The sequence below is a fragment of the Sphingopyxis sp. GW821-FHT02C12 genome (assembly GCF_059421785.1).
Genome location: NZ_JBWKVQ010000001.1, coordinates 2,836,295 through 2,855,997 on the forward strand (window position 1 = coordinate 2,836,295; position 19,703 = coordinate 2,855,997).

19 protein-coding genes and 1 tRNA gene are annotated in these 19,703 nt (G+C 65.8%); 10 read left to right on the forward strand and 10 right to left on the reverse strand.

Annotated elements, in window-relative coordinates:
* Positions 1-38 precede the first annotated feature (38 nt).
* The 8 genes from AC07U1_RS13475 to AC07U1_RS13510 all read right to left on the reverse strand — a co-directional run bounded on the left by AC07U1_RS13475 (position 39) and on the right by AC07U1_RS13510 (position 5,036).
* On the reverse strand, positions 39-548 hold the full coding sequence (locus tag AC07U1_RS13475; RefSeq protein ID WP_495176146.1) for a P-loop NTPase family protein: 510 nt from the start codon (positions 546-548) through the stop codon (positions 39-41).
* A gap of 6 nt (positions 549-554) precedes the next feature.
* Complete coding sequence (pth, locus tag AC07U1_RS13480) at positions 555-1,124, reverse strand: aminoacyl-tRNA hydrolase (protein ID WP_187140760.1); 570 nt, start codon at positions 1,122-1,124, stop codon at positions 555-557.
* A gap of 63 nt (positions 1,125-1,187) precedes the next feature.
* A complete protein-coding gene (locus AC07U1_RS13485; protein WP_200938028.1) occupies positions 1,188-1,814 on the reverse strand; it encodes a 50S ribosomal protein L25/general stress protein Ctc in 627 nt (208 codons plus the stop codon).
* Between the two features lie 110 nt (positions 1,815-1,924).
* The gene (locus AC07U1_RS13490) at positions 1,925-2,830 is read right to left on the reverse strand and encodes a TraB/GumN family protein (protein ID WP_495176145.1); all 906 of its coding nucleotides are present in this window, start codon (positions 2,828-2,830) and stop codon (positions 1,925-1,927) included.
* Entirely contained in the window at positions 2,827-3,783 is a 957-nt protein-coding gene (locus tag AC07U1_RS13495) for a TraB/GumN family protein (protein WP_187140758.1), read from the reverse strand. The genes AC07U1_RS13490 and AC07U1_RS13495 overlap by 4 nt, the downstream gene beginning before the upstream one ends.
* A 63-nt stretch (positions 3,784-3,846) precedes the next feature.
* Complete coding sequence (locus AC07U1_RS13500) at positions 3,847-4,287, reverse strand: hypothetical protein (RefSeq protein WP_495176144.1); 441 nt, start codon at positions 4,285-4,287, stop codon at positions 3,847-3,849.
* Positions 4,280-4,492, reverse strand: a complete 213-nt coding sequence (locus AC07U1_RS13505) for a helix-turn-helix transcriptional regulator (protein WP_056347971.1) — start codon at positions 4,490-4,492, stop codon at positions 4,280-4,282. The genes AC07U1_RS13500 and AC07U1_RS13505 overlap by 8 nt, the downstream gene beginning before the upstream one ends.
* A 220-nt stretch (positions 4,493-4,712) precedes the next feature.
* On the reverse strand, positions 4,713-5,036 hold the full coding sequence (locus AC07U1_RS13510) for a UrcA family protein (RefSeq protein WP_495176143.1): 324 nt from the start codon (positions 5,034-5,036) through the stop codon (positions 4,713-4,715).
* Positions 5,037-5,270: 234 nt separating this feature from the next.
* On the opposite strand from AC07U1_RS13510, the gene AC07U1_RS13515 reads away from it, so the two are divergent.
* The 6 genes from AC07U1_RS13515 to AC07U1_RS13540 all read left to right on the forward strand — a co-directional run bounded on the left by AC07U1_RS13515 (position 5,271) and on the right by AC07U1_RS13540 (position 12,637).
* Complete coding sequence (locus AC07U1_RS13515; protein WP_495176142.1) at positions 5,271-6,194, forward strand: glycine--tRNA ligase subunit alpha; 924 nt, start codon at positions 5,271-5,273, stop codon at positions 6,192-6,194.
* Positions 6,191-8,533 (forward strand): glycine--tRNA ligase subunit beta, encoded by a 2,343-nt coding sequence (glyS, locus tag AC07U1_RS13520; RefSeq protein WP_495176141.1) that lies wholly within the window; start codon positions 6,191-6,193, stop codon positions 8,531-8,533. Before AC07U1_RS13515 ends, glyS begins: the two co-directional genes overlap by 4 nt.
* A 199-nt stretch (positions 8,534-8,732) precedes the next feature.
* Complete coding sequence (ppdK, locus tag AC07U1_RS13525; protein WP_495177452.1) at positions 8,733-11,396, forward strand: pyruvate, phosphate dikinase; 2,664 nt, start codon at positions 8,733-8,735, stop codon at positions 11,394-11,396.
* A 15-nt stretch (positions 11,397-11,411) separates the two neighbouring features.
* A complete protein-coding gene (locus tag AC07U1_RS13530; RefSeq protein ID WP_495176140.1) occupies positions 11,412-11,987 on the forward strand; it encodes a DUF1214 domain-containing protein in 576 nt (191 codons plus the stop codon).
* Position 11,988: 1 nt separating this feature from the next.
* Positions 11,989-12,516 (forward strand): DUF1254 domain-containing protein, encoded by a 528-nt coding sequence (locus AC07U1_RS13535; protein ID WP_495176139.1) that lies wholly within the window; start codon positions 11,989-11,991, stop codon positions 12,514-12,516.
* A gap of 44 nt (positions 12,517-12,560) precedes the next feature.
* Positions 12,561-12,637 (forward strand) — tRNA-Arg (locus AC07U1_RS13540).
* Between the two features lie 236 nt (positions 12,638-12,873).
* On the opposite strand, the gene AC07U1_RS13545 is transcribed toward AC07U1_RS13540, so the two are convergent.
* On the reverse strand, positions 12,874-13,728 hold the full coding sequence (locus AC07U1_RS13545; RefSeq protein ID WP_495176138.1) for a class I SAM-dependent methyltransferase: 855 nt from the start codon (positions 13,726-13,728) through the stop codon (positions 12,874-12,876).
* A gap of 147 nt (positions 13,729-13,875) precedes the next feature.
* On the opposite strand from AC07U1_RS13545, the gene AC07U1_RS13550 reads away from it, so the two are divergent.
* From AC07U1_RS13550 to AC07U1_RS13565, 4 genes are all read left to right on the forward strand, one after another.
* Positions 13,876-14,847, forward strand: a complete 972-nt coding sequence (locus AC07U1_RS13550) for a glucokinase (protein WP_495176137.1) — start codon at positions 13,876-13,878, stop codon at positions 14,845-14,847.
* 76 nt (positions 14,848-14,923) lie between these two features.
* Positions 14,924-15,865, forward strand: coding sequence for a DUF808 domain-containing protein (locus AC07U1_RS13555; RefSeq protein WP_495176136.1), 942 nt, complete (start codon positions 14,924-14,926; stop codon positions 15,863-15,865).
* A gap of 45 nt (positions 15,866-15,910) precedes the next feature.
* The gene (gene aptA, locus AC07U1_RS13560) at positions 15,911-17,227 is read left to right on the forward strand and encodes an omega-aminotransferase AptA (protein WP_495176135.1); all 1,317 of its coding nucleotides are present in this window, start codon (positions 15,911-15,913) and stop codon (positions 17,225-17,227) included.
* A 113-nt stretch (positions 17,228-17,340) separates the two neighbouring features.
* Positions 17,341-18,450, forward strand: coding sequence for a choice-of-anchor A family protein (locus AC07U1_RS13565; RefSeq protein WP_495177451.1), 1,110 nt, complete (start codon positions 17,341-17,343; stop codon positions 18,448-18,450).
* On the opposite strand, the gene AC07U1_RS13570 is transcribed toward AC07U1_RS13565, so the two are convergent.
* A complete protein-coding gene (locus AC07U1_RS13570) occupies positions 18,447-19,682 on the reverse strand; it encodes an ATP-binding protein (RefSeq protein WP_495176134.1) in 1,236 nt (411 codons plus the stop codon). The two genes, AC07U1_RS13565 and AC07U1_RS13570, sit on opposite strands and share 4 nt — an antisense overlap.
* Between the last annotated feature and the right edge of the window lie 21 nt (positions 19,683-19,703).

Consider the following 19,703-nt stretch of genomic DNA (forward strand, 5'->3'; position numbering starts at 1 on the left):
CCATCATGCATCAAAGCGGTGCGCGCGCCAAATTGCTGTCAACGACGCTCGGGCAACTTCGTCAGCCAGTGCCGTAAGGCCTGCGGATTCTTCAGCCGGATCAGTTCGCCCGCGAATCCTTCGAGCGCCGCTTCGGTCCGGGGACGGGGGCCTAGGTTCCAGCGAAGGATATAGGCGAGGAATGCGAGGTCGAACCGCTCGGGGCAGCCTTCGGTCATGTCGGGGCGCGATCGGCCGCGCCATGTCCAGATTCGTTTCAGTGCTCGCCAGAAGCAGAGCCCGATCGGAAAATCGAGATAGACCACGGTGTCGGCGCGCGTGAGCCGCTGGGCCATCGTGCCCCCGTAATTGCCGTCGATCAGCCAGCGCTCGCCGGCGGTGATCGCGGCGAGTTTTTCGATCAGTTCGTCCTTGTCGCCCTCGACCCAGCCCGGATGCCAATGGAGCCGGTCGAGATGATGCACCGGCAGGCTCAGCCGCCGGGCGAGGTCGGTTGACAGCGTCGATTTTCCGGCGCCGCAGGGGCCGATGACCAGCACCCGCTCCACGGGGATTCAGTTCTGCAATCGCAGCGCGATATCGCTCACAAAGCGCGCGTCGTTGCCATCCGCCAGCCACGGTGCTTCGGCCGCGATCGCGCCGAGCAGGTCGACCAGCGGCTCCATCTCGCTCTTGTGATAATTGCCCAGCACATGGCCGGTCACGCGGTCCTTGTGTCCCGGATGGCCGATGCCGATGCGCACGCGGCGGAAATCGTCGCCGATATGCTGGATCATGCTGCGGATGCCGTTGTGACCCGCCGCGCCGCCGCCCTGCTTGATCTTGATCTTCATCGGCGCGAGGTCGAGCTCGTCGTAAAAGACGGTGACGTCTTGCGGCGTCAATTTATAGAAATCGAGCGCGGCGCGCACGCTGCGGCCGCTTTCGTTCATGAAGGTGCCGGGTTTCAGCAGCAGGATACGCTGCGATCCGATGCGCCCGTCCTGGATCCAGCCCTGGAATTTCTTGGCCGGGGCAGGAAAGCCATGGACGTCGGCGATGACGTCGGCGGCCATGAAGCCGACATTGTGACGGTGCATCGCATATTGGGGCCCGGGATTGCCGAGGCCGACCCAGAGTTGCATGGCAGTGCCCTTCTCGGGGTCCGGAAGGGGCCGCCTTCGCGAACGAAGGCGGCCCGATCAGATTCAGGCTTCTTCGGCGGTTTCGCCGTCATCCTTGGTCGTGTCGCCGCCGGTCGACTTGAGTGCCGACGGAGCAACGATCGTCGCGATGGTGAAATCGCGGTCGGTGATCGCGCTTTCGCTGCCCTTGGGCAGCTTGACGTGGCTGATGTGGATCGAATCGCCGACGTCGAAGCCGGTGACGTCGATCGAGATGTCGTCGGGGATGTTGGCCGCGTCGCACACCAGCTCCAGCTCGTGACGCACGATGTTCAGCACGCCGCCGCGCTTCAGGCCCGGCGAGGCTTCTTCATTGGCGAAGATGACCGGAACCGCGACATTGACCTTTGCATCCTTGCTGATGCGCAGGAAGTCGGCGTGGATCGGACGATCCTTGACCGGGTGGAAAGCGACGTCCTTCGGCAGGGTGCGAACCTGCTTGCCATCGACCTCGATCATCACGACCGAGTTCATGAAGTGACCCGTCATCAACTGCTTCATCAGCAGCTTTTCTTCGACGTGGATCATCAGGGGTTCTTCTTTGCCGCCATAGACAACGGCGGGGACGCGGCCATTACGACGCAGTTCACGCGAGGCTCCCTTGCCTCCGCGATCACGCGTCTCGGCCGACAGCACCAGCTGGTCGCTCATCATTTTTCTCCGAAACAGATTACACAGTTCCGCCACGCCTCCAGGGATGACCATGGTCGGAAGCGGCGGCGCTTAGCGCCCAACCGGCGGAAATGCAAGCGCTGCGGCGCCTATTGCACCCGCGTCACCCGAAAACCCTCGGCCTCCAGCAAGGCGGGCACGCCGTCGGGGCCGACAAGATGCCCGGCGCCGACCGCGACGAGCAGTGTTCCGGGTTTCGCCATCCGCTGCTTCGCCCACAGGCTCCAGCGCCGGTTGCGGTCGGTGATGATCGTGGCGCGCGCGGCGGGTACCGCGTCGACATCCTCGTTGATCATCGCTTCCAGCGCTTTCACGTCGCCGCGTCCCCAGGCGGCGGTCAGCGCCTCGACCGTCGGCACCGCGTCACCGGCTCCGGCAGCGGCTTTGGTGAGCAGGGTCCGCTGCGTGGCGGGATCGAGCGTTTCGAACATCATCAGCTGCGCGCGCGCGCTTTCCAAGCCGCCGATCGGTTTCCCCGCGTCCTTGAATTGTACGGTCAGCCCGGTTTCGACGCCGTTCGACGGCAACAAGGCGGCGTTCTGCGCGACGCGCTGGCCCATCATCACCATCACCGCCCAGTCGTCGAGTGCGTCGCCGCCGAACGGCTGCCCCGCCCCGCTCGCCTCGAGTGTGCGATAGGCGGCGAGCGCCGGGGCGGGCAGGCGCTTGTCCATCGCGAGCGGCGCCTCTCGCGGCGCGAGTCGCTGGAACTCGGTCCCCACCGCCGCCAGCTGGTCGGGCGACAGTTCGAGGATCAGTTCGTCTGCGGATGCGATCGCCTTGCCGACTTCGCCGCCGTCCCATTCGGTTCCGGCGGGCAGCGCGTGCATCGTGCCGAGCAGGAAGATGCGCGTGTCGTCATCCGCGACCAGCCACATCGCGGGTTTGGCCACCTCGGCTTCCGGCGCGGGGCTGCACGCTGCCAGCAGGCACGCGAACAGGGCGACCGCAAAGCGGCGACCCTGTTGGCGGAACAGACTATCCCGGCGGGTCAATATTTGACCCGCTTTGCCGACAGGCCGCGCTTCTTCAAATAATCCTGGACGCTGTTCTTCCCGGCAAGATGTCCTGCCCCGACCGCGACGAACACGGTTCCGGGCTGAGCCATACGTGCCTTGATCTGCTCGGCCCAGCGCGCGTTGCGGTCGTAGAGCAGGACCTTGGCCAGCTCAGGGGTTCCGGCCATGCTCTCGTTCATCAGCACGGCGAGCTTCTTGGGGTCGCCCTTGGCCCATAGCACGACCATCTTGTCGAGCATCGGGCCCAGCTTGTCGAGGTCACGGACGGTCGCGTTGAGGAAGGCGACTTGCTGCGTTTCGGGCAGCGCGTCGAAGAAGCCGAGCTGTTCCTCGAGCGTTTCGAAACCCGCGATCGGTTTGCCCGCAGCCTGCGCCGCAGCGGTGAGTTTCTTTTCGGCGCCCTGTTCGGGGTCATAGCCAAGCTTGGTCAGCGGCAGGACTGACAGCGTCATTGCAGGAAACCAGGGTTCGAAATTGTCGAAGGCATTGGCGGGCAGCCCGAGGCTTGTCATCGCCGCCTGATAGGCCTTGAGTTCCTCGGCGTTGAGGCGCGACGGGATGGTCTTGCCGGTCGTGTCCATCGCGAGCGGTTTCATCACCTTCGCCACCTCCCCCTGGTCCTCTGGCATCACCATTTCGAGGATCAACTGGTCGGACTTGTCGAACGCGTCTTTCACCGCCTCGTCGAACCAGCCGAGGCCGGGCTTCAGCACATGGACCGACCCGAAGAGATAGATGGTGGTGTCATCGTCCTTGACCACCCACAGCGCGGGATCGGCATCAACCGTCGCGGCGGGAGAAGCGGGGGCGGGGGCGCTGACCGGGGCCGGTTCGGCGGCGCGGGCGACGCTGCCGCCCGGGATTATCGCGCATTGGGCGAAGGGAATGACCGCGCAGGTGGCGGCGAGCGTCTTGAACCATTTCTTCATGGGGAACGAACCTCTCATGGGGCCTTTTGGCCGTCGGACAGGAAAAGGGGAGAGCGAAAAGCGTCAGCGGAACTTCAGCCACAGGTAAACGACCGCGTTGACGACCATCGACAGGAGGAAGAGCAGCATGGCGTCGGCGGGCGGTGCCAGCCCGGCGCGGTGCAGGACCCACCAGACCGGCGCGGGGAAGATGAAGGCGTACCAGCCCGCCAGCCCCGCCCACAGCCAGGCGCGCTCCTCATGATCGTCGATCGCGCGGTGATAGAGGATCATGCACAGCGCGAGGCCGAGCGTCCAGAACAGCGCGGCGCCGATCGCGAAGCTTTCGCTCAGCGAGCCGGTGCTCGCCATTTCGAGCGCGTTGCGCCCGGCCGGCTGGTCGGCGACGGTCCAGCCGCCGATAATGCCGCCGATCACGCCAGCGGCGCCGAGCGACAGCCAGTATTTCTTACGCCGCGGCGACATCGGACGCCGGGTCTTGGTGGTCTTGCCGGTGTCAGTCATCGCCATTTCCTTCGGAACCATCGTCAAAAATTTCCTCGATCGGCAGGTCGAACAGCCGGGCGAGCTTGAAGGCGAGCGGGAGCGACGGGTCGTATTTTCCCGTTTCGATCGCATTCACCGCCTGCCGCGATACGTCGAGCCGGTCGGCCAGTTCGGCCTGGCTCCAGTTGCGCATCGCGCGCAGCACTTTGAGTTTGTTGTTCATAGGGGCCTCGCCAGCCTGTTCCTCGATCCGGTCGCGCCGCCATGAAGGACGACAGGGTCCCGGCCAAGGACAATTTGCGAATTGCGGGCAATGGAGCGCGCGAGCGTTTCGGGCCAAGAGACTGGAGCGCCGGCGCCGTGGCGGGCGCTCCAGCTCAGGTCGCCGACCGACACCGGGGAGCATCGGTCGAAACGAAACCGCGAAACACCGGCCGCCGTCATCAGCGTGCGGCGCGAACCATCAGCAGCGCGAGCTGCGTGCCGCCTTCGGCGCGGGCGATGGCGCGGTCGGCCTGCGGCTTGGCGCTGGCCAAGACGTCAGCAATGCACTGCGACTGGCGGGTCATTTCGGCGACGCCGCGCGCGCCGTTGTTGCAAAGGCTGCGTGCCGCGCTCTTCACGCGCGTTTCGAGGCGCTGCTGGCCCTGCGCGGTGGAAAGGTCGAGGTCGGCGATGCGGACTTCGGCGGCGGGCTGCTCGGCGGCGAGCGCGGGGGCGCCGGCGACGGTGAGCGAGAGGGCGAGGATCAGGGTGCGGGTCATCATGTCTATATCTCCTTGGCTTGCTAGGTTTTGGTCATGGCCACCTGTCTTTGCGTCAGGTGTTGTTGACTATATGTCGCGATTCGCTGACTATGTCAACAACACCTGACAAAAAGTTTTGTGAGCCTGACAAGGGGCGCTGTTTCGCGAGGGTTCGAAGGGCGCGGAGCCTTGACCCTCGCGCCCCGCTGCGCCAAGGGCGGCGGCAATTGTTGCACCTGCGAAAGATGGCGAAAAATGGCCGACGCGGCGGAAAAGGCCCCCCTCAGCTTTCAGGACATGATCCTGACGCTGCATAATTATTGGGCGGCGCGCGGCTGCGCGATCCTGCAGCCCTATGATATGCGCGTGGGCGCGGGGACCTTTCACCCCGCGACGACGCTGCGCAGCCTTGGTCCAGAGCCGTGGAACGTCGCCTATGTCCAGCCGAGCCGCCGCCCGACCGACGGCCGCTATGGCGAGAACCCCAACCGGCTCCAGCATTATTATCAGTATCAGGTGATCCTGAAGCCGTCGCCCGCCGACCTGCAGGATCAATATCTGGGCAGCCTCGCCGCGATCGGCATCGACCCGCTGCTCCACGACATCCGCTTCGTCGAGGATGATTGGGAATCGCCGACGCTCGGCGCCTGGGGGCTGGGCTGGGAAGTCTGGTGCGACGGGATGGAAGTCACCCAGTTCACCTATTTCCAGCAGATGGGCGGCTTCGACTGCAAACCCGTCGCGGGCGAACTGACCTACGGCCTCGAACGCCTCGCCATGTATATCCAGAATGTCGACAATGTGTACGACCTGCGCTTTTCGGACGCGGTCGGCGACGTCGCGGCGGTCAGCTATGGCGACGTCTTCCTCGAGAACGAACGGCAATTCTCGAAATGGAATTTCGAGGTCGCCGACACCGACAGCCTGTTCGCGGGATTCAAGGCGGCCGAGGAAGAGTGCAAGCGAGCGATCGCGGCGAATGTCCCGCTCGCGGCCTATGACCAGGCGATCGAGGCGAGCCACCTCTTCAACCTCTTGCAGGCGCGCGGCGTGATCAGCGTGCAGGAACGCGCCAATTACATGGCGCGCGTCCGCGACCTCGCCAAGGGCAGCTGCAAGGCGTGGATCGACAGCCAGTCCGAAAACTGGACCGCAAAATATCCGGGGTGGACGCTGTGACCGACTTTCTTCTCGAACTGCGCAGCGAGGAAATCCCGGCGCGAATGCAGGCCGGCGCGCGCGCCGAACTCGAAAAACTGTTCCGCGCTCAGATGGCCACCGCGGGCCTTGAAACGGGCGATCTCACCGTCTGGTCGACCCCGCGCCGCCTCGCGCTGATCGCGCGCGACCTGCCGCAGGCAACTGCCGCCGTCAGCGAGGAACTCAAGGGTCCGCGCAGCAGCGCGCCGCCGCAGGCGCTCGAAGGCTTTCTGCGCAAGACCGGTCTGACGCAGGGCCAGCTCGAAGACCGCGACGGCGTGTATTTCGCTGTGATCGACAAGCCCGGCCGCGCGACCGCCGAGGTGCTTGCCGAGGCGATCCCCGCGATCGTCCGTGCCTTCGCCTGGCCCAAATCGATGCGCTGGGGCAAGGCGAGTGCGAGCAGCGAAAGCCAGCGCTGGGTCCGCCCGCTGTCGGGCATCGTCGCGATCTTCGGCGAAGAGCTGATGCCGTGTGAAGTTAGCGGGATTTCTGCGGGTTTCGCTACGCGCGGGCATCGCTTCCACTGCCCCGGCGAGATCACCATCGGCTCGGCCTCCGACTACGCCGAGAAACTGCGCGCCTGCCACGTCATCGTCGACCATGAAGAACGGCAGAACATCATCCGCGACGGCGCTGCCAAGGCCGCGGCCGACGCGGGGCTGACGCTTGTCGCGGACGAGGGGCTGGTGATCGAGAATGCCGGGCTCACCGAATGGCCGGTGCCGCTGCTCGGCCGCTTCGATGACGCGTTCCTCGAAGTGCCGCCCGAGGTCATCCAGCTCACCGCGCGCGTGAACCAGAAATATTTCGTCGTGAACAACGCCGGCGGCAAGCTCGCCAACGGCTTTGTGTGCACCGCGAACATCGACGCGAAGGACGGCGGCGCGGAGATCGTCGCGGGGAACCGCAAGGTGCTGGCCGCGCGTTTGTCGGATGCGCGTTTCTTCTGGGATCAGGACCGCAAGACCAAGCTGGAAGACCACGCCAAAAAGCTCGACCGCATCACCTTTCACGAAAAGCTGGGCACCGTAGCCGACAAGGTCGAGCGCGTCGCGAAGCTGGCCCGGTGGTTGGTCGAAGAAGGCATTGTCACCGACCGTTCCCCGGCGAAGGCCGGGGCCCAGAGCGGCACAGAGCAGACGTTGGCGCAAGGCGGCTCTGGACCCCGGCCTACGCCGGGGAACATGCGAGAATTGGCCGACCAGGCCGAACTCGCGGCGCGCCTCGCGAAAGCCGACCTCGTCACCGAAATGGTCGGCGAATTCCCCGAATTGCAGGGCCTGATGGGCGGCTATTACGCCCGTGCCGAAGGTCTGCCCGACGCGGTCGCCGACGCGATCCGCGACCATTACAAGCCGGTGGGGCAGGGCGATGACGTGCCGACCGGACCGGTGACGGTGGCTGTGGCGTTGGCGGATAAGCTGGATACTCTGGCGATGTTCTTTGCCATCGATGAACGACCGACAGGTTCAAAAGACCCATTTGCTCTGAGGCGAGCGGCGATTGGTGCGATTCGGCTGATCACTGAAAATGGTCTGCGGTTAAATCTTTCCCGGCCGCTAATGCTCGCGCCCATGGCGATGGTGGTATCGGAGACATTCTTCGGTAGGGGGAAATGGGATGTCGACGACCAGAATTTGACCATCGGCAACTACCAGTTTTCGACGGACCATATCGGCATTTATTCCAGTAAATGGGATCTGGAAGATGGCTTTGTGCAGCTTACCGGAAAGCCGGATTCTGCCGTGAAGTTTGAAGACGTCACTGTCGATATGGTTTTCGAGATGGTTAACTTGAAAGTCGATCAGGAAAACTCGATCCAGTTCATTGCCGACCGCCTCAAGGTCCAGCAACGCGAAGCCGGTGTCCGTCACGACCTGATCGACGCGGTGTTCGCGCTCGGTGGCGAGGATGATCTCGTTCGCCTGCTTGCCCGCGTTCATGCACTCCAAGCCTTCATGGCGACCGAGGACGGCACCAACCTGCTCGCGGGCTACAAGCGCGCCGCGAATATCCTGAAGCAGGCGGGCGAGGTCAGCGGCACCGCGGCCGCGACCCCGTCGACCGATGCCGACGCGACCTTGCTGAAGGCCCTCGACACCGCCGAACCCGCCGCCTCCGCCGCCGTCACCGAAGAGCGCTTCACCGACGCCATGGCCGCGCTCGCAAGCCTCCGCGCCCCGATTGACGCCTTTTTCGACGGCGTGATGGTCAACGACCCCGACGAAGCGGTCCGCGCCTATCGCCTCGGTCTGTTGTCGCGCTTTACCGGCGCGGTGCACGGCGTCGCCGATTTCTCGAAGATCGAGGGCTAGGGCCGGCATAGGAAATCCCGTTCGTGTCGAGCGAAGTCGAGACACCGCGAAGGCACGAACGACCGATGGGCATCTCGACTTCGCTCGATGCGAACGGATTTGAGAAGCCTTGAGAATGACAAAGCAAAACTGATTCGACCAACCGGGACTGCATAACTATCCAGCCGCAACCTCCTCCCCGGGGCAGCAGGAGCATATGATGACGAAGATGGTGCATTTGTTCGGCGGCGCGGCCACCACGGCCGAGCGCTCGAAGGAATTGCTGGGCGGCAAGGGGGCGAACCTCGCCGAAATGGCCTCGATCGGCCTGCCGGTCCCGCCGGGCTTTACGATCACCACCGACGTCTGCACCGCCTATTACGCCAATGGCGAACAATTCCCGGCCGGGCTGGTCGAGGATGTCGCCGCGGGCATCGCGCATATCGAGGGCATCACGGGCAAGAAATTTGGCGACCCTGCCGATCCGTTGCTCGTCTCGGTCCGTTCGGGCGCGCGCGTGTCAATGCCCGGGATGATGGACACCGTCCTCAACCTCGGCCTCAACGACCGCACCGTCGTCGGCCTCTCCGAAGCCTCGGGCGACCCGCGCTTCGCGTGGGACAGCTATCGCCGCTTCGTCCAGATGTACGCCGACGTCGTCATGGGCCTCGACCATGCCGAATTCGAGGAAGCGCTGGAAATTGCGAAGGAAGACAAAGGCTTCTACCTCGACACCGAAATGTCGGCCGAGGATTGGCGGGCATTGGTCAAGGAATATCAGGCGATCGTCGAACGCGAGACCGGCGCGCCGTTCCCGCAGGAACCGAACGACCAGCTGTGGGGCGCGGTCGGCGCGGTCTTCGCGAGCTGGGAAAGCGACCGCGCAAAAGTCTATCGCCGCCTGAATTCGATCCCCGCCGAATGGGGCACCGCGGTCAATGTGCAGGCGATGGTGTTCGGCAATATGGGCGACACGTCGGCGACTGGCGTCGCCTTCACGCGCGACCCTGCGACCGGCGAGCGCGCCTGGTACGGCGAATGGCTGATCAACGCGCAGGGCGAGGATGTCGTCGCGGGCATCCGCACGCCGCAATATCTGACCCTCGCCGCACGCGAGCGGGCAGGCGCCAAGCCGCTGTCGATGGAAGAGGCGATGCCGGAGACCTTCGGCGAGCTCGGCCGCGTCTTCGACACGCTCGAAACCCATTACCGCGACATGCAGGACATCGAGTTCACCGTCGAACGCGGGACGCTTTGGATGCTCCAGACGCGCAGCGGCAAGCGCACCGCCAAGGCGGCGCTCAAGATCGCGGTCGACATGGCGGCCGAGGGGCTGATTTCTGAGGAAGAAGCCGTCGGTCGCGTCGATCCGGGCGCGCTCGACCAGCTCTTGCACCCGACGCTCGACCCCAAGGCCGTGCGCGACGTGCTGACCAAGGGGCTGCCCGCCAGCCCCGGCGCTGCATCGGGCAAGATCATGTTCGACGCCGACAGCGCGGAGAAAGCCGCGGGCATGGGTGAGGCGGTAATCCTCGTCCGCGTCGAAACCAGCCCCGAGGACATCCACGGCATGCACGCCGCCAAGGGCATTTTGACCGCGCGCGGCGGGATGACAAGCCACGCGGCGGTCGTCGCGCGCGGCATGGGTCGCCCCTGCGTCTCGGGCGCCGGCGGGCTCAGCATCGACGGCGCAGCGCGGGTGCTGCGCGTCGGCGGGCGCGAACTGCGCGAGGGTGATATCCTGACCCTCGACGGCTCGACCGGCGAGGTGATGGCCGGCGAGGTTCCGACGCTGCTGCCTGAGCTGGTCGGCGATTTTGGCACCCTGATGGTGTGGGCCGACAAGGTCCGCCGCATGAAGGTGCGCGCCAATGCCGAAACCCCGCAGGACGCGCAAGTCGCGCGCGATTTCGGAGCCGAGGGCATCGGGCTTTGCCGCACCGAGCATATGTTCTTCGACGCCGCGCGCATCACCGCGGTGCGCGAGATGATCCTTGCCGAGAACGAGGCGGGTCGCCGCACCGCACTCGCGAAACTGCTGCCCGAACAGCGCGCCGACTTCGCCGGGATTTTCCAGGTCATGGCGGGCCTGCCGGTGACCATCCGCCTGCTCGACCCGCCGCTGCACGAATTCCTGCCGACGCGCGAGGAGGATTTCGCCGATGTCGCCGCCGCCGCCGGCGTTGGGATCGAGGCGCTCAAGGCGCGCGCGAACGAGCTCCATGAATTCAACCCGATGCTCGGCCATCGCGGCTGCCGCCTCGGCGTCACCTATCCCGAAATCTACGAGATGCAGGCGCGCGCGATCTTCGAGGCGGCGTGCGACGTCGCCGCCGAAACCGGTGCGGCGCCGATTCCCGAGGTGATGATCCCGCTGGTCGCGACGCGCCGCGAATTCGACCTGATGAAGGCGGTCGTCGACGCGCAGGCCAAGGCAGTGTTCGCCGAAAAGGGGCGCGAGATCGCCTATCTGGTCGGCACGATGATCGAACTGCCGCGCGCCGCACTGATGGCGGGTGAGATCGCCGAAACGGCGGAGTTCTTCAGCTTCGGCACCAACGACCTCACCCAGACGACGATCGGCATCAGCCGCGACGATGCGGGCCGCTTCCTGACCCAATATGTCGACAAGGGCATCTTCCTGACCGACCCGTTCGTCAGCCTCGACGTCGAGGGGGTCGGCCAGCTGATCGAGATCGCGGCCGACCGCGGCCGCAAGACGCGCCCGAACGTCAAGCTCGGCATCTGCGGCGAGCATGGCGGCGACGCACCGAGCATCCATTTCTGCGAAGCGACCGGCCTCGACTATGTCAGCGCCTCGCCTTACCGTGTGCCCATTGCCCGTCTGGCGGCCGCGCAGGCGGCGTTGAAAAAGGGCAAATAGCCGGGGAGGGCGCGCATGAAGAGCTGGCACCGCTATGCGATCACTTTGGTGGGCGGATTGGCGGTGGGGCTTGGCGGCGCCTGGGCGCTCACTAATGGCGGGCTAGGCGACGGCGGGATCCGCAACGGCCCGTGGTCGACCTCGCTCGGTTACGGGACCAAGGCGACCGACCCGCTGACGCGCGCGATGGTCGCGCGCTCGGGGCTGCTCGCGCTGCCCGCGAAGGAAACCGTCTACTGGCTCGCCAAGACCGACGCGAGCGGCGCGGCGCTCGACGGCAATTGCCGCTACAGCCTGTCGGGCAAGCCGCTCGACGCGCGCTGGTGGAGCGTCACCGTCTATGATGCCGAGGGCTATCTGGTCGACAATCCGGGCCGGGTCTGGTCGGTCAACGGCGCCAATGTCGCGCTCGATGCCAAGGGCGAATGGCGCGTCAGCATTTCGTCCGACAAGCCGCAGGACGCCGCCTGGCTGCCCGGTATCAAGGGGCAACCCTTCCAGCTGACCCTGCGCATGTACAACCCCGGCCCCGCCTTTCGCGCCGATCCCGTCAAGGCGATTCTTCCGCGCATCGTGAAGGAGGGCTGCTGAAATGCGGAACTGGCTCGGCCCCCTCCTTTTGGGCCTGCTCGTCGCGGCGGCGACGGCATGGGCCGCGATTCTCTACATCCCCTATGGCCTGATGAATGTCGCGATGGACCGGCTGGGGCAGGGCGGGGTGAACACCATGTCCTACGGCAATCTCGCGACGCCCGAACGCCAACCGGTCGTGCGGCCCAGTCCCGACCTTGCCTATTCGAGCTGTCCCTATGATCTGTCGGGCGGACCGGTGGCGATCGACATCACTCCGGTGGCGGGCCGCTACAGTTCGCTCAGCCTGTTCGACGCGGCGACCGACGTCATCTTTGTCCGCAACGATCTGGAAGCCGGCGGCAAGCCCTATCGAATCATTGTCGCGCGCGAAGGGCAGGTGGTGCCTGTGGGCGCGGAGATCGTGCGCACCGCCCATGACCGGGGCATCGCACTGATCCGCCTGCTGCTAAGAGAGCCGGGCGAAATCGGCGGTCTCGACGCGGCGCGCCACCAGTCGTCCTGCTCCGTGGTCACAAAGCTGAAATAGGGGGTTGCGCCCCCGCACGCTCCCCCTTAAAGGCGCGTCTCCACGCACCCGTAGCTCAGCTGGATAGAGCATCAGACTACGAATCTGAGGGTCGGACGTTCGAATCGTTCCGGGTGCGCCATTTCCTTCATCGCAGATATGAAAGCGGCTTGGTGCCGCTTCGGCAGCTTGGCCGCGAGGCCCGATGCAAGTGGATGAATACCCCGGGCAGTACGTCCGAAACGTCTCGCGGTTGCTGATCACGGGGCCTGTATACCCCCCAGGCAGACGTCCGTGGTCGCTCCCGTGATCGTTCCCTATCATAGCGCGATTCGCGAGCGACGGACAGCGTTGTCGTCTCTCCGTTCGTCGCGCTTTTTAACTATTTTTTGCGGTCACGATCCACGCTGCGCCGTTGATAAGTACCGATGATTCGCCGGGTTGCCGGGCGAAGGTTGCGCGCGCCGCATCGGCGGCTTTTGCCCGGATATCATCGGGTTGATCGGCGAGTGCGCGCGACAGCGGCCCGACCGCCGACGCCAGCAGCACGGCATCGTCGATCGCCGCCGCGCGCGTCGCCCCATGGCCATAGGGAATGACCGTATCGAACGGGGCGATTGCGATGTCCGCAAACCCCGCGGCCGCGAGGATGTCCTCGATTCGCGCGCGGTCGGCGAAGGCGAAGGGGCCGGGGGCCAGTGGATCGGTCACAGGCGGCGTAACCAGATCGCGGATCGCCGTCATCGGCAGGCGCACCCAGTCGTTCTCCGCCGGTGTGCGCCAGCAGGCGAAAGCCAGCCGCCCGCCGGGTTTCAGCGCGCCGCGCATATGGGCGAAGGCCGCGACCGGATCGTCGAAGAACATCACCCCGAAACGCGAAAACAGCAGGTCGGCCGCCGCCGGTTCCCACGCCGCGGTGGCGGCATCGGCGAGCCGGAACGCCACCGGCGCATCGGCGGGGGCATCGGCCTTGGCGCGGGCGATCAGCTGCGGCGAAATATCGACGCCGAGGACATGGCCTTCGGGTCCCGTCCGCGTCGCCAGGGCAAAGCTCGTCGCGCCCGCGCCGCATCCGATGTCGAGGATATGGTCGCCGGGTGCGACATCGGCGGCGGCGATCGCGGCATCGCCGAATGCCTGGAGCATCAGGTCGAGCCGCTGCTGGTGAACGACCCAGTTGTCGCCGCTCGCGCCGGTCCATTCGTGGGTACGGGAAGGTGCGGTGACGGTCATGTGCGGCATTCCTTATTGAGAATAAGTCGCAACTACCCGATATCCGCCGTCGGGACAAGCCCGCGCATAGCTATGCCCTGTTGCCAGCCGCGGGACCATGCGACAGTCTGCCCGGCAACAAGGTCAAGCGCGCGCCAAGGGAGAGATATGAGCGAGTCCATCGTCACGGTCGACATCGGCGGCACCCACGCGCGTTTCGCGCTCGCCGAGGTCGCGGGCGGCCGCGTCCTGTCGCTCGGCGAAGCAACGACCTTGCACACCAAGGATCATGCCAGCTTCCAGACCGCATGGGAGGATTTCGGCCGGCAGCAGGATGGCACCCTGCCACGCGGCGTCGCCATCGCGATCGCCGGGCCGACGCGCGGCGAGGTGATCCGCTTCACCAACAACCCGTGGATCATCCGCCCGGCGCTGATCGGCGAAAAGCTCGACGTCGACCGCTATGTGCTGGTCAATGATTTCGAGGCGGTCGGCCATGCGGTGGCGCAGGCCGATGCCGGCTATTTCGAGACGCTCTGCGGCCCCGACACGCCGCTTCCCGAAACCGGCACGATCAGTGTGATCGGTCCGGGCACCGGGCTCGGGGTCGCGCATATCTGGCGCGACGGCGCCGATTACCGCGTCCAGGCGACCGAGGGCGGGCATATCGACTTCGCGCCGCTCGACAGCATCGAGGACGCGATCCTCGCGCGGCTGCGCAAACGTCATCGCCGCGTATCGATCGAACGAATCGTCTCGGGACCCGGCATCGTTGACATATACGAGACGCTCGCAGCGATGGAGGGGCGCGCGGTGACCCCGCTCGACGACCGCACGCTCTGGACCAACGGCACCAGCGGCACCGACAGCCTTGCCGCCGCCGCGATCGACCGCTTCTGCCTGTCGCTCGGCAGCGTTTCGGGCGACCTCGCGCTCGCGCAGGGCGCGAGCGGCGTGGTGATCGCGGGTGGCCTCGGCCTCCGGATCAAGGACAGCCTGATCAAATCGGGCTTCCCCGAACGCTTCGTCGAAAAGGGCCGGTTCGAGGGTTTTATGGCCGCCTTGCCGGTGAAGCTGATCACCCACCCTCAGCCCGGATTGTTCGGCGCGGCGGCCGCCTTTGCGCGCCAGCATCTCTGACGCGGCGCAACATCCCCTTTCGCATGGCGCTCCGGCTCGATAGAGCGGGGGAAACCGCAACGGGGATCAAGCTTATATGCCTTCAGGACTTTTCGCGCTGCTCGACGATGTGGCGACCATCGCCAAGGTGGCGGCGGCGAGCATCGACGATATCGGCGCCGCGGCGTCCAAGGCAGGGGTGAAGGCCGCCGGGGTGGTGATCGACGACACCGCGGTAACCCCGCGCTATCTGACCGGTTTCACGCCCAACCGCGAACTGCCGATCATCTGGCGGATCGCCAAGGGGTCGATCAAGAACAAGCTGATCTTCATCCTTCCGGTGCTGCTGTTGCTGTCGGCGCTCGCGCAATGGGCGATCACCCCGATCCTGATGGTCGGCGGCGCCTATCTCTGCTTCGAGGGCGCCGAGAAGGTCTGGCACAGCCTGACCGCCAAGGATCTTCCGCTAGAGGAAGATGCGGCGCTCGTTGTCGACAAGAATCACGAGGAAGAAATGGTGTCGGGTGCGATCCGCACCGACTTCATCCTGTCGGGCGAAATCATGGTGATCGCGCTCAATGAAGTTCTGTCGGAACCGCTCGGCATGCGCGCCGCGACGCTCGCGGTCGTCGCGATCGTCATCACGATCGCGGTGTACGGCGTCGTCGGGCTGATCGTGAAGATGGACGATATCGGGCTGCATATGAGCAAGGGCGGCACCGGCGCCGGCCGCGCGATTGGGCGCGGGCTGGTCACGGCGATGCCGAAGCTGCTCGCGGCGCTGGCGACGATCGGCACCGCGGCGATGCTGTGGGTTGGCGGCCAGATCGTGCTGCACGGGCTGCACGACCTGCATCTGGCCAACCTGTCCGAACCGCTCGAACATTTTGCGGAGGCTGTCGGCGGCGGCTTGCCGGTCGCGGGCCTGTGGGAATGGTTGATCAACGCCGGCGGGGCGGGCATCTTCGGCCTGTTGCTTGGCGGGATCATCGTCGGTGCGCTCCATCTGCTGCCGGGCCGCAAGAAGGCGGCGCACTGACTTCTCCCCTCCCGTTCAGGGGAGGGGGGCTTTAAGGAGGCGACAATGCACCGCGAAAACGATCTCCTCGCAGCCTTCTGGATGCCCTTCACCGCGAACAAGGCGTATAAAACCAACCCGCGCCAGCTCGTCTCGGCAAGCGGTATGTTCTACCGCAGCGCTGACGGCCGCGATATCCTCGACGGCACCGCGGGGCTATGGTGCTGCAACGCCGGCCATTGCCGGCCCGAGATCGCCGAGGCGATCGCGCAAACCGCGCGGACCCTCGATTTCGCGCCGACCTTTCAGCTCGGCCACCCGCTCGTCTTCGAACTCGCCAGCCGCGTCGCGGCGCTGATGCCCGACGGTCTCGACCGCATATTCTTCACCAACAGCGGCAGCGAATCGGTTGATACGGCGTTGAAAATTGCGCTCGCGGTGCAGCGTGCGCGCGGGCAGGGGAGCCGGACGCGGCTGATCGGGCGCGAGCGCGGCTATCATGGCACCGGCTTTGGCGGGATCAGCGTCGGCGGCATCGGCAACAACCGTCGCGCCTTCGGCCCCGGCCTGCCCGGCGCCGACCATATCCGTCACACCCACGGCGTTCCCGGCAACGCCTTCGCGCATGGTTTCCCGCCGCAGGGCGCCGAACTCGCCGACGACCTGCAACGCCTCGTCGACCTCCACGGCGCCGAGACGATCGCGGCGGTGATCGTCGAGCCGATGGCGGGCTCGACCGGGGTGCTGATCCCGCCAGTCGGCTATCTGCAGCGCCTCCGCGAAATCTGCGACCGCCACGGCATATTGCTGATCTTCGATGAGGTGATCACCGCCTTCGGCCGCGTCGGCGCCGCCACCGCGGCCGAGGCGTGGGGCGTCACCCCCGACATCCTGACCATGGCCAAGGGGCTGACCAACGCCGCGGTCCCGATGGGCGCGGTCGCGGTGAAGCGCGACCTTCACGACGCCGTGATCGACAGCGTCCCGGGCGGGATCGAGCTGTTCCACGGCTACACCTATTCGGGCCATCCGCTCGCCAGCGCGGCGGGGCTGGCGACGCTCGACCTCTACGCCCGCGACGGCCTGTTCGACCGCGCCGCCGACCTCGCCGCTTATTGGGACGACGCCGCGCACAGCCTGCAGGGGCGGCGGCATGTCATCGACATCCGTACCATCGGTCTCGTCGCCGGCATCGAACTCGAACCCCGCCCCGGCGCGCCGACCGCGCGCGCGACCGAGCTGTTCCATACCTGCTTCGACAACGGCCTGCTCGTCCGCGCCACCGGTGACATCATCGCGCTCTCGCCGCCGCTGATCGTCGAGAAAGTGCAGATCGACCAGATGTTCGCCAAACTCGGTGACGTGCTAGCGGTGATAGATTGAAGGGCGAACGTCCCGAAACGGCACAACGGCTCGTCGCCTCCTTCTACAAAATCAGACCGAAAATTGCTAGGGGCGCCGCCTCTCCTCCTCCTGAAAATCTGGAATCTTCACCCGTGTTCATCGCTTTCCGTTCGCTCGCCCCGCTCGCCCTGGTCGCGGCGCTCCCCCTTGCTCCCGCCGTCGCGCAGTCGACGACGGCGGTTACAGGCCTCGATGCGCTGCGCGAGTGGAACCTGGTGGTGCTGGGCGACCTGCAATCCTCGTCCGAAGTCGAGGGGCGGACCTTCGTCGGTGGCAATCTGACTGGAAACTCGTCCAACTACAGCATCCGTCCGCTCGGCACTTCACCCACCGGACAGCCGGGACTGACCGTTGTGGGCGACGTCAACGGCGGGCACAAGAATCTAAACAATGGCGGCGGCGCGATCGTCGGCGGCAACGTCAACAGTGGCTTCAACCTCAACGGCGCTGCGCAGACGGTGAAGGTGGGTGGCACGATCAGCAATACCAATGTCAACCAGAACACGGTGGTGTCCAACCTCGGCACCAGCAACCCGTCGTTCGTGTCTGGTTTGCAAAATCAGAAAAGCCAGCTCGGCAGCAGCCTGACCAGCCTGTCCTATGACATGGGCACGCTGACCGCGAACAGCCAACTGGTCATCCAAGGCAATCGCGGCACGTTCAATGCCCAGCCGGATGCGAACGGCACGGCGATATTCAACATCAGTTCGGCCGATCTCGACCGGATCGGCGAGATCCAGTTCAACCTGAACGGGGCAAACACAGCGATCGTCAACGTCAGCGGCCGTTCGGTCAGCCTCAACGACAATTTCCTCGGCGGCACGAACAACCTTGGCGAGCATTTGATCTGGAATTTTCATCAGGCGGAGGACCTGAACCTGACCACCGCCTGGGGCGGTTCGGTGCTGGCGCCGCTTGCCGACGCGCAGACCGCAAATTACATTCAGGGTTCGGCGGTGTTCCGCAATCTCAACCAGAATGGCGAGATGCATACCGGCACCTACAACGGCGGCAATATCGGCTCGCCGGGCGGTGGATCGGGTTCGTCGGGCGGAAGTTCGTCGGGTGGCGGTTCGAGTTCGGGCGGCGCGACGCCGGTGCCGGTGCCCGAACCGGGGATGTTCGGTCTCTTCGGTCTCGGCGTCGGCGGCCTCCTCTATTGGCGTCGCCGGAACGCGAAAAAGGCAGGTCGCGAAGGCTAAGCTCCGCTCGCCAACGGAAAGGCCACCGACACCCGCGTTCCCTTGCCGACGTCGCTTTCGATATCGAGCTGTCCCTGATGGCGCTCGCTGATATGCTTGACGATCGCCAGCCCAAGCCCCGTTCCGCCGACCGAGCGGCTGCGCGCCTCGTCGACGCGATAGAAACGTTCAGTCAGGCGGGGGAGGTGGTCGGCGGCGATGCCGTCGCCTTCGTCGCGCACCGACAGCCGCGCGCGCTGGCCTTCGCGGATCAGTTCGACCGTCACCGGGGTGTCGGCGCGGCCATATTTCATCGCGTTCGAGATGATGTTGTGCGCCAGTTGGCCAAGTTGCGCCTCGTCGCCGAGCATCGGCAGCGGCATATCGTCGAAGACCGCGACGATATCGCGGGCGCGCGGCCTTTCGCTGTCTCGCAGCTGGGCGATCGTCGTGCGCACGATCGAGGTCAGATCGACCGGGGTGGTGGGGCGCCGGAACCGGTCGGCCTCGACCCGCGAGATCGACAAAAGGTCGATGACGAGTTGCTGCATCCGCCGCGCCTCGCGCTCGATGATCGACAGGAAGCGGTGGCGGGTCGCGGTGTCGGCGTCGCCGTTCATGTCCTGTAGCGTCTCGACATAGCCGAGGATCGCGGCGAGCGGCGTGCGCAGTTCGTGGCTTGCGTTGGCGACGAAGTCCGACCGCATCCGGTCGGCGGCGTCGATCGCGGCGCGGTCGGCTAGGAAGATGATCTTCTGCCCCCCCGACAGCGCCGCGATGCGCATCGTCCAGCGCTGGCCCGGCCGCGGGAAATCGACGAGGTTGATCGGTTCCGGCGTCGCGGGCCCTTCGATCCCCGACAGCCATTCGGTCGCTGCGGGGTGGCGGATCGCGGTGCGCACGTCGGCGCCGACGATGTGGCGGCCGAGCAGGCGGATAGCGGCGTCGTTGGCGAGGGTGACGATATTGTCATCGCAGCCGAGCAGGGGTTCCTTTTCCTGGTCGGCCCACAGTGCGAAATCGGGATGGCGGAGCAGCGACGCCGGCGGCGGGGCGGGGGACGGCGCTGTGCCGGCGCGGTTCTCGGCCATCACGGGGCTGGGCAGCGCCGAATAGACGAGCGCGGCGGCGGCGACGCCCGCAGCGGCCAGTATCGCGATCGCCAATGCGTCGCCGCCGGCCAGCGCGGCAAGGATGACCGCGATGGCGACCAGGGTCAGCGCCACGACGAGGCTGGAGAGGCGGTCGAACATCGGCGCTCGGCCTCGCACGAA

What these genes read in the sequence shown, in the direction of transcription:
- pth (WP_187140760.1), bottom strand. Translation starts at nt 1,124, where the DNA reads ATGCAACTCTGGGTCGGCCTCGGCAATCCCGGGCCCCAATATGCGATG.
- AC07U1_RS13485 (WP_200938028.1), bottom strand. Translation starts at nt 1,814, where the DNA reads ATGAGCGACCAGCTGGTGCTGTCGGCCGAGACGCGTGATCGCGGAGGC.
- AC07U1_RS13495 (WP_187140758.1), bottom strand. Translation starts at nt 3,783, where the DNA reads ATGAAGAAATGGTTCAAGACGCTCGCCGCCACCTGCGCGGTCATTCCC.
- AC07U1_RS13500 (WP_495176144.1), bottom strand. Translation starts at nt 4,287, where the DNA reads ATGACTGACACCGGCAAGACCACCAAGACCCGGCGTCCGATGTCGCCG.
- AC07U1_RS13505 (WP_056347971.1), bottom strand. Translation starts at nt 4,492, where the DNA reads ATGAACAACAAACTCAAAGTGCTGCGCGCGATGCGCAACTGGAGCCAG.
- AC07U1_RS13510 (WP_495176143.1), bottom strand. Translation starts at nt 5,036, where the DNA reads ATGATGACCCGCACCCTGATCCTCGCCCTCTCGCTCACCGTCGCCGGC.
- AC07U1_RS13515 (WP_495176142.1), top strand. Translation starts at nt 5,271, where the DNA reads ATGGCCGACGCGGCGGAAAAGGCCCCCCTCAGCTTTCAGGACATGATC.
- ppdK (WP_495177452.1), top strand. Translation starts at nt 8,733, where the DNA reads ATGACGAAGATGGTGCATTTGTTCGGCGGCGCGGCCACCACGGCCGAG.
- AC07U1_RS13530 (WP_495176140.1), top strand. Translation starts at nt 11,412, where the DNA reads ATGAAGAGCTGGCACCGCTATGCGATCACTTTGGTGGGCGGATTGGCG.
- AC07U1_RS13535 (WP_495176139.1), top strand. Translation starts at nt 11,989, where the DNA reads ATGCGGAACTGGCTCGGCCCCCTCCTTTTGGGCCTGCTCGTCGCGGCG.
- AC07U1_RS13545 (WP_495176138.1), bottom strand. Translation starts at nt 13,728, where the DNA reads ATGACCGTCACCGCACCTTCCCGTACCCACGAATGGACCGGCGCGAGC.
- AC07U1_RS13550 (WP_495176137.1), top strand. Translation starts at nt 13,876, where the DNA reads ATGAGCGAGTCCATCGTCACGGTCGACATCGGCGGCACCCACGCGCGT.
- AC07U1_RS13555 (WP_495176136.1), top strand. Translation starts at nt 14,924, where the DNA reads ATGCCTTCAGGACTTTTCGCGCTGCTCGACGATGTGGCGACCATCGCC.
- aptA (WP_495176135.1), top strand. Translation starts at nt 15,911, where the DNA reads ATGCACCGCGAAAACGATCTCCTCGCAGCCTTCTGGATGCCCTTCACC.
- AC07U1_RS13570 (WP_495176134.1), bottom strand. Translation starts at nt 19,682, where the DNA reads ATGTTCGACCGCCTCTCCAGCCTCGTCGTGGCGCTGACCCTGGTCGCC.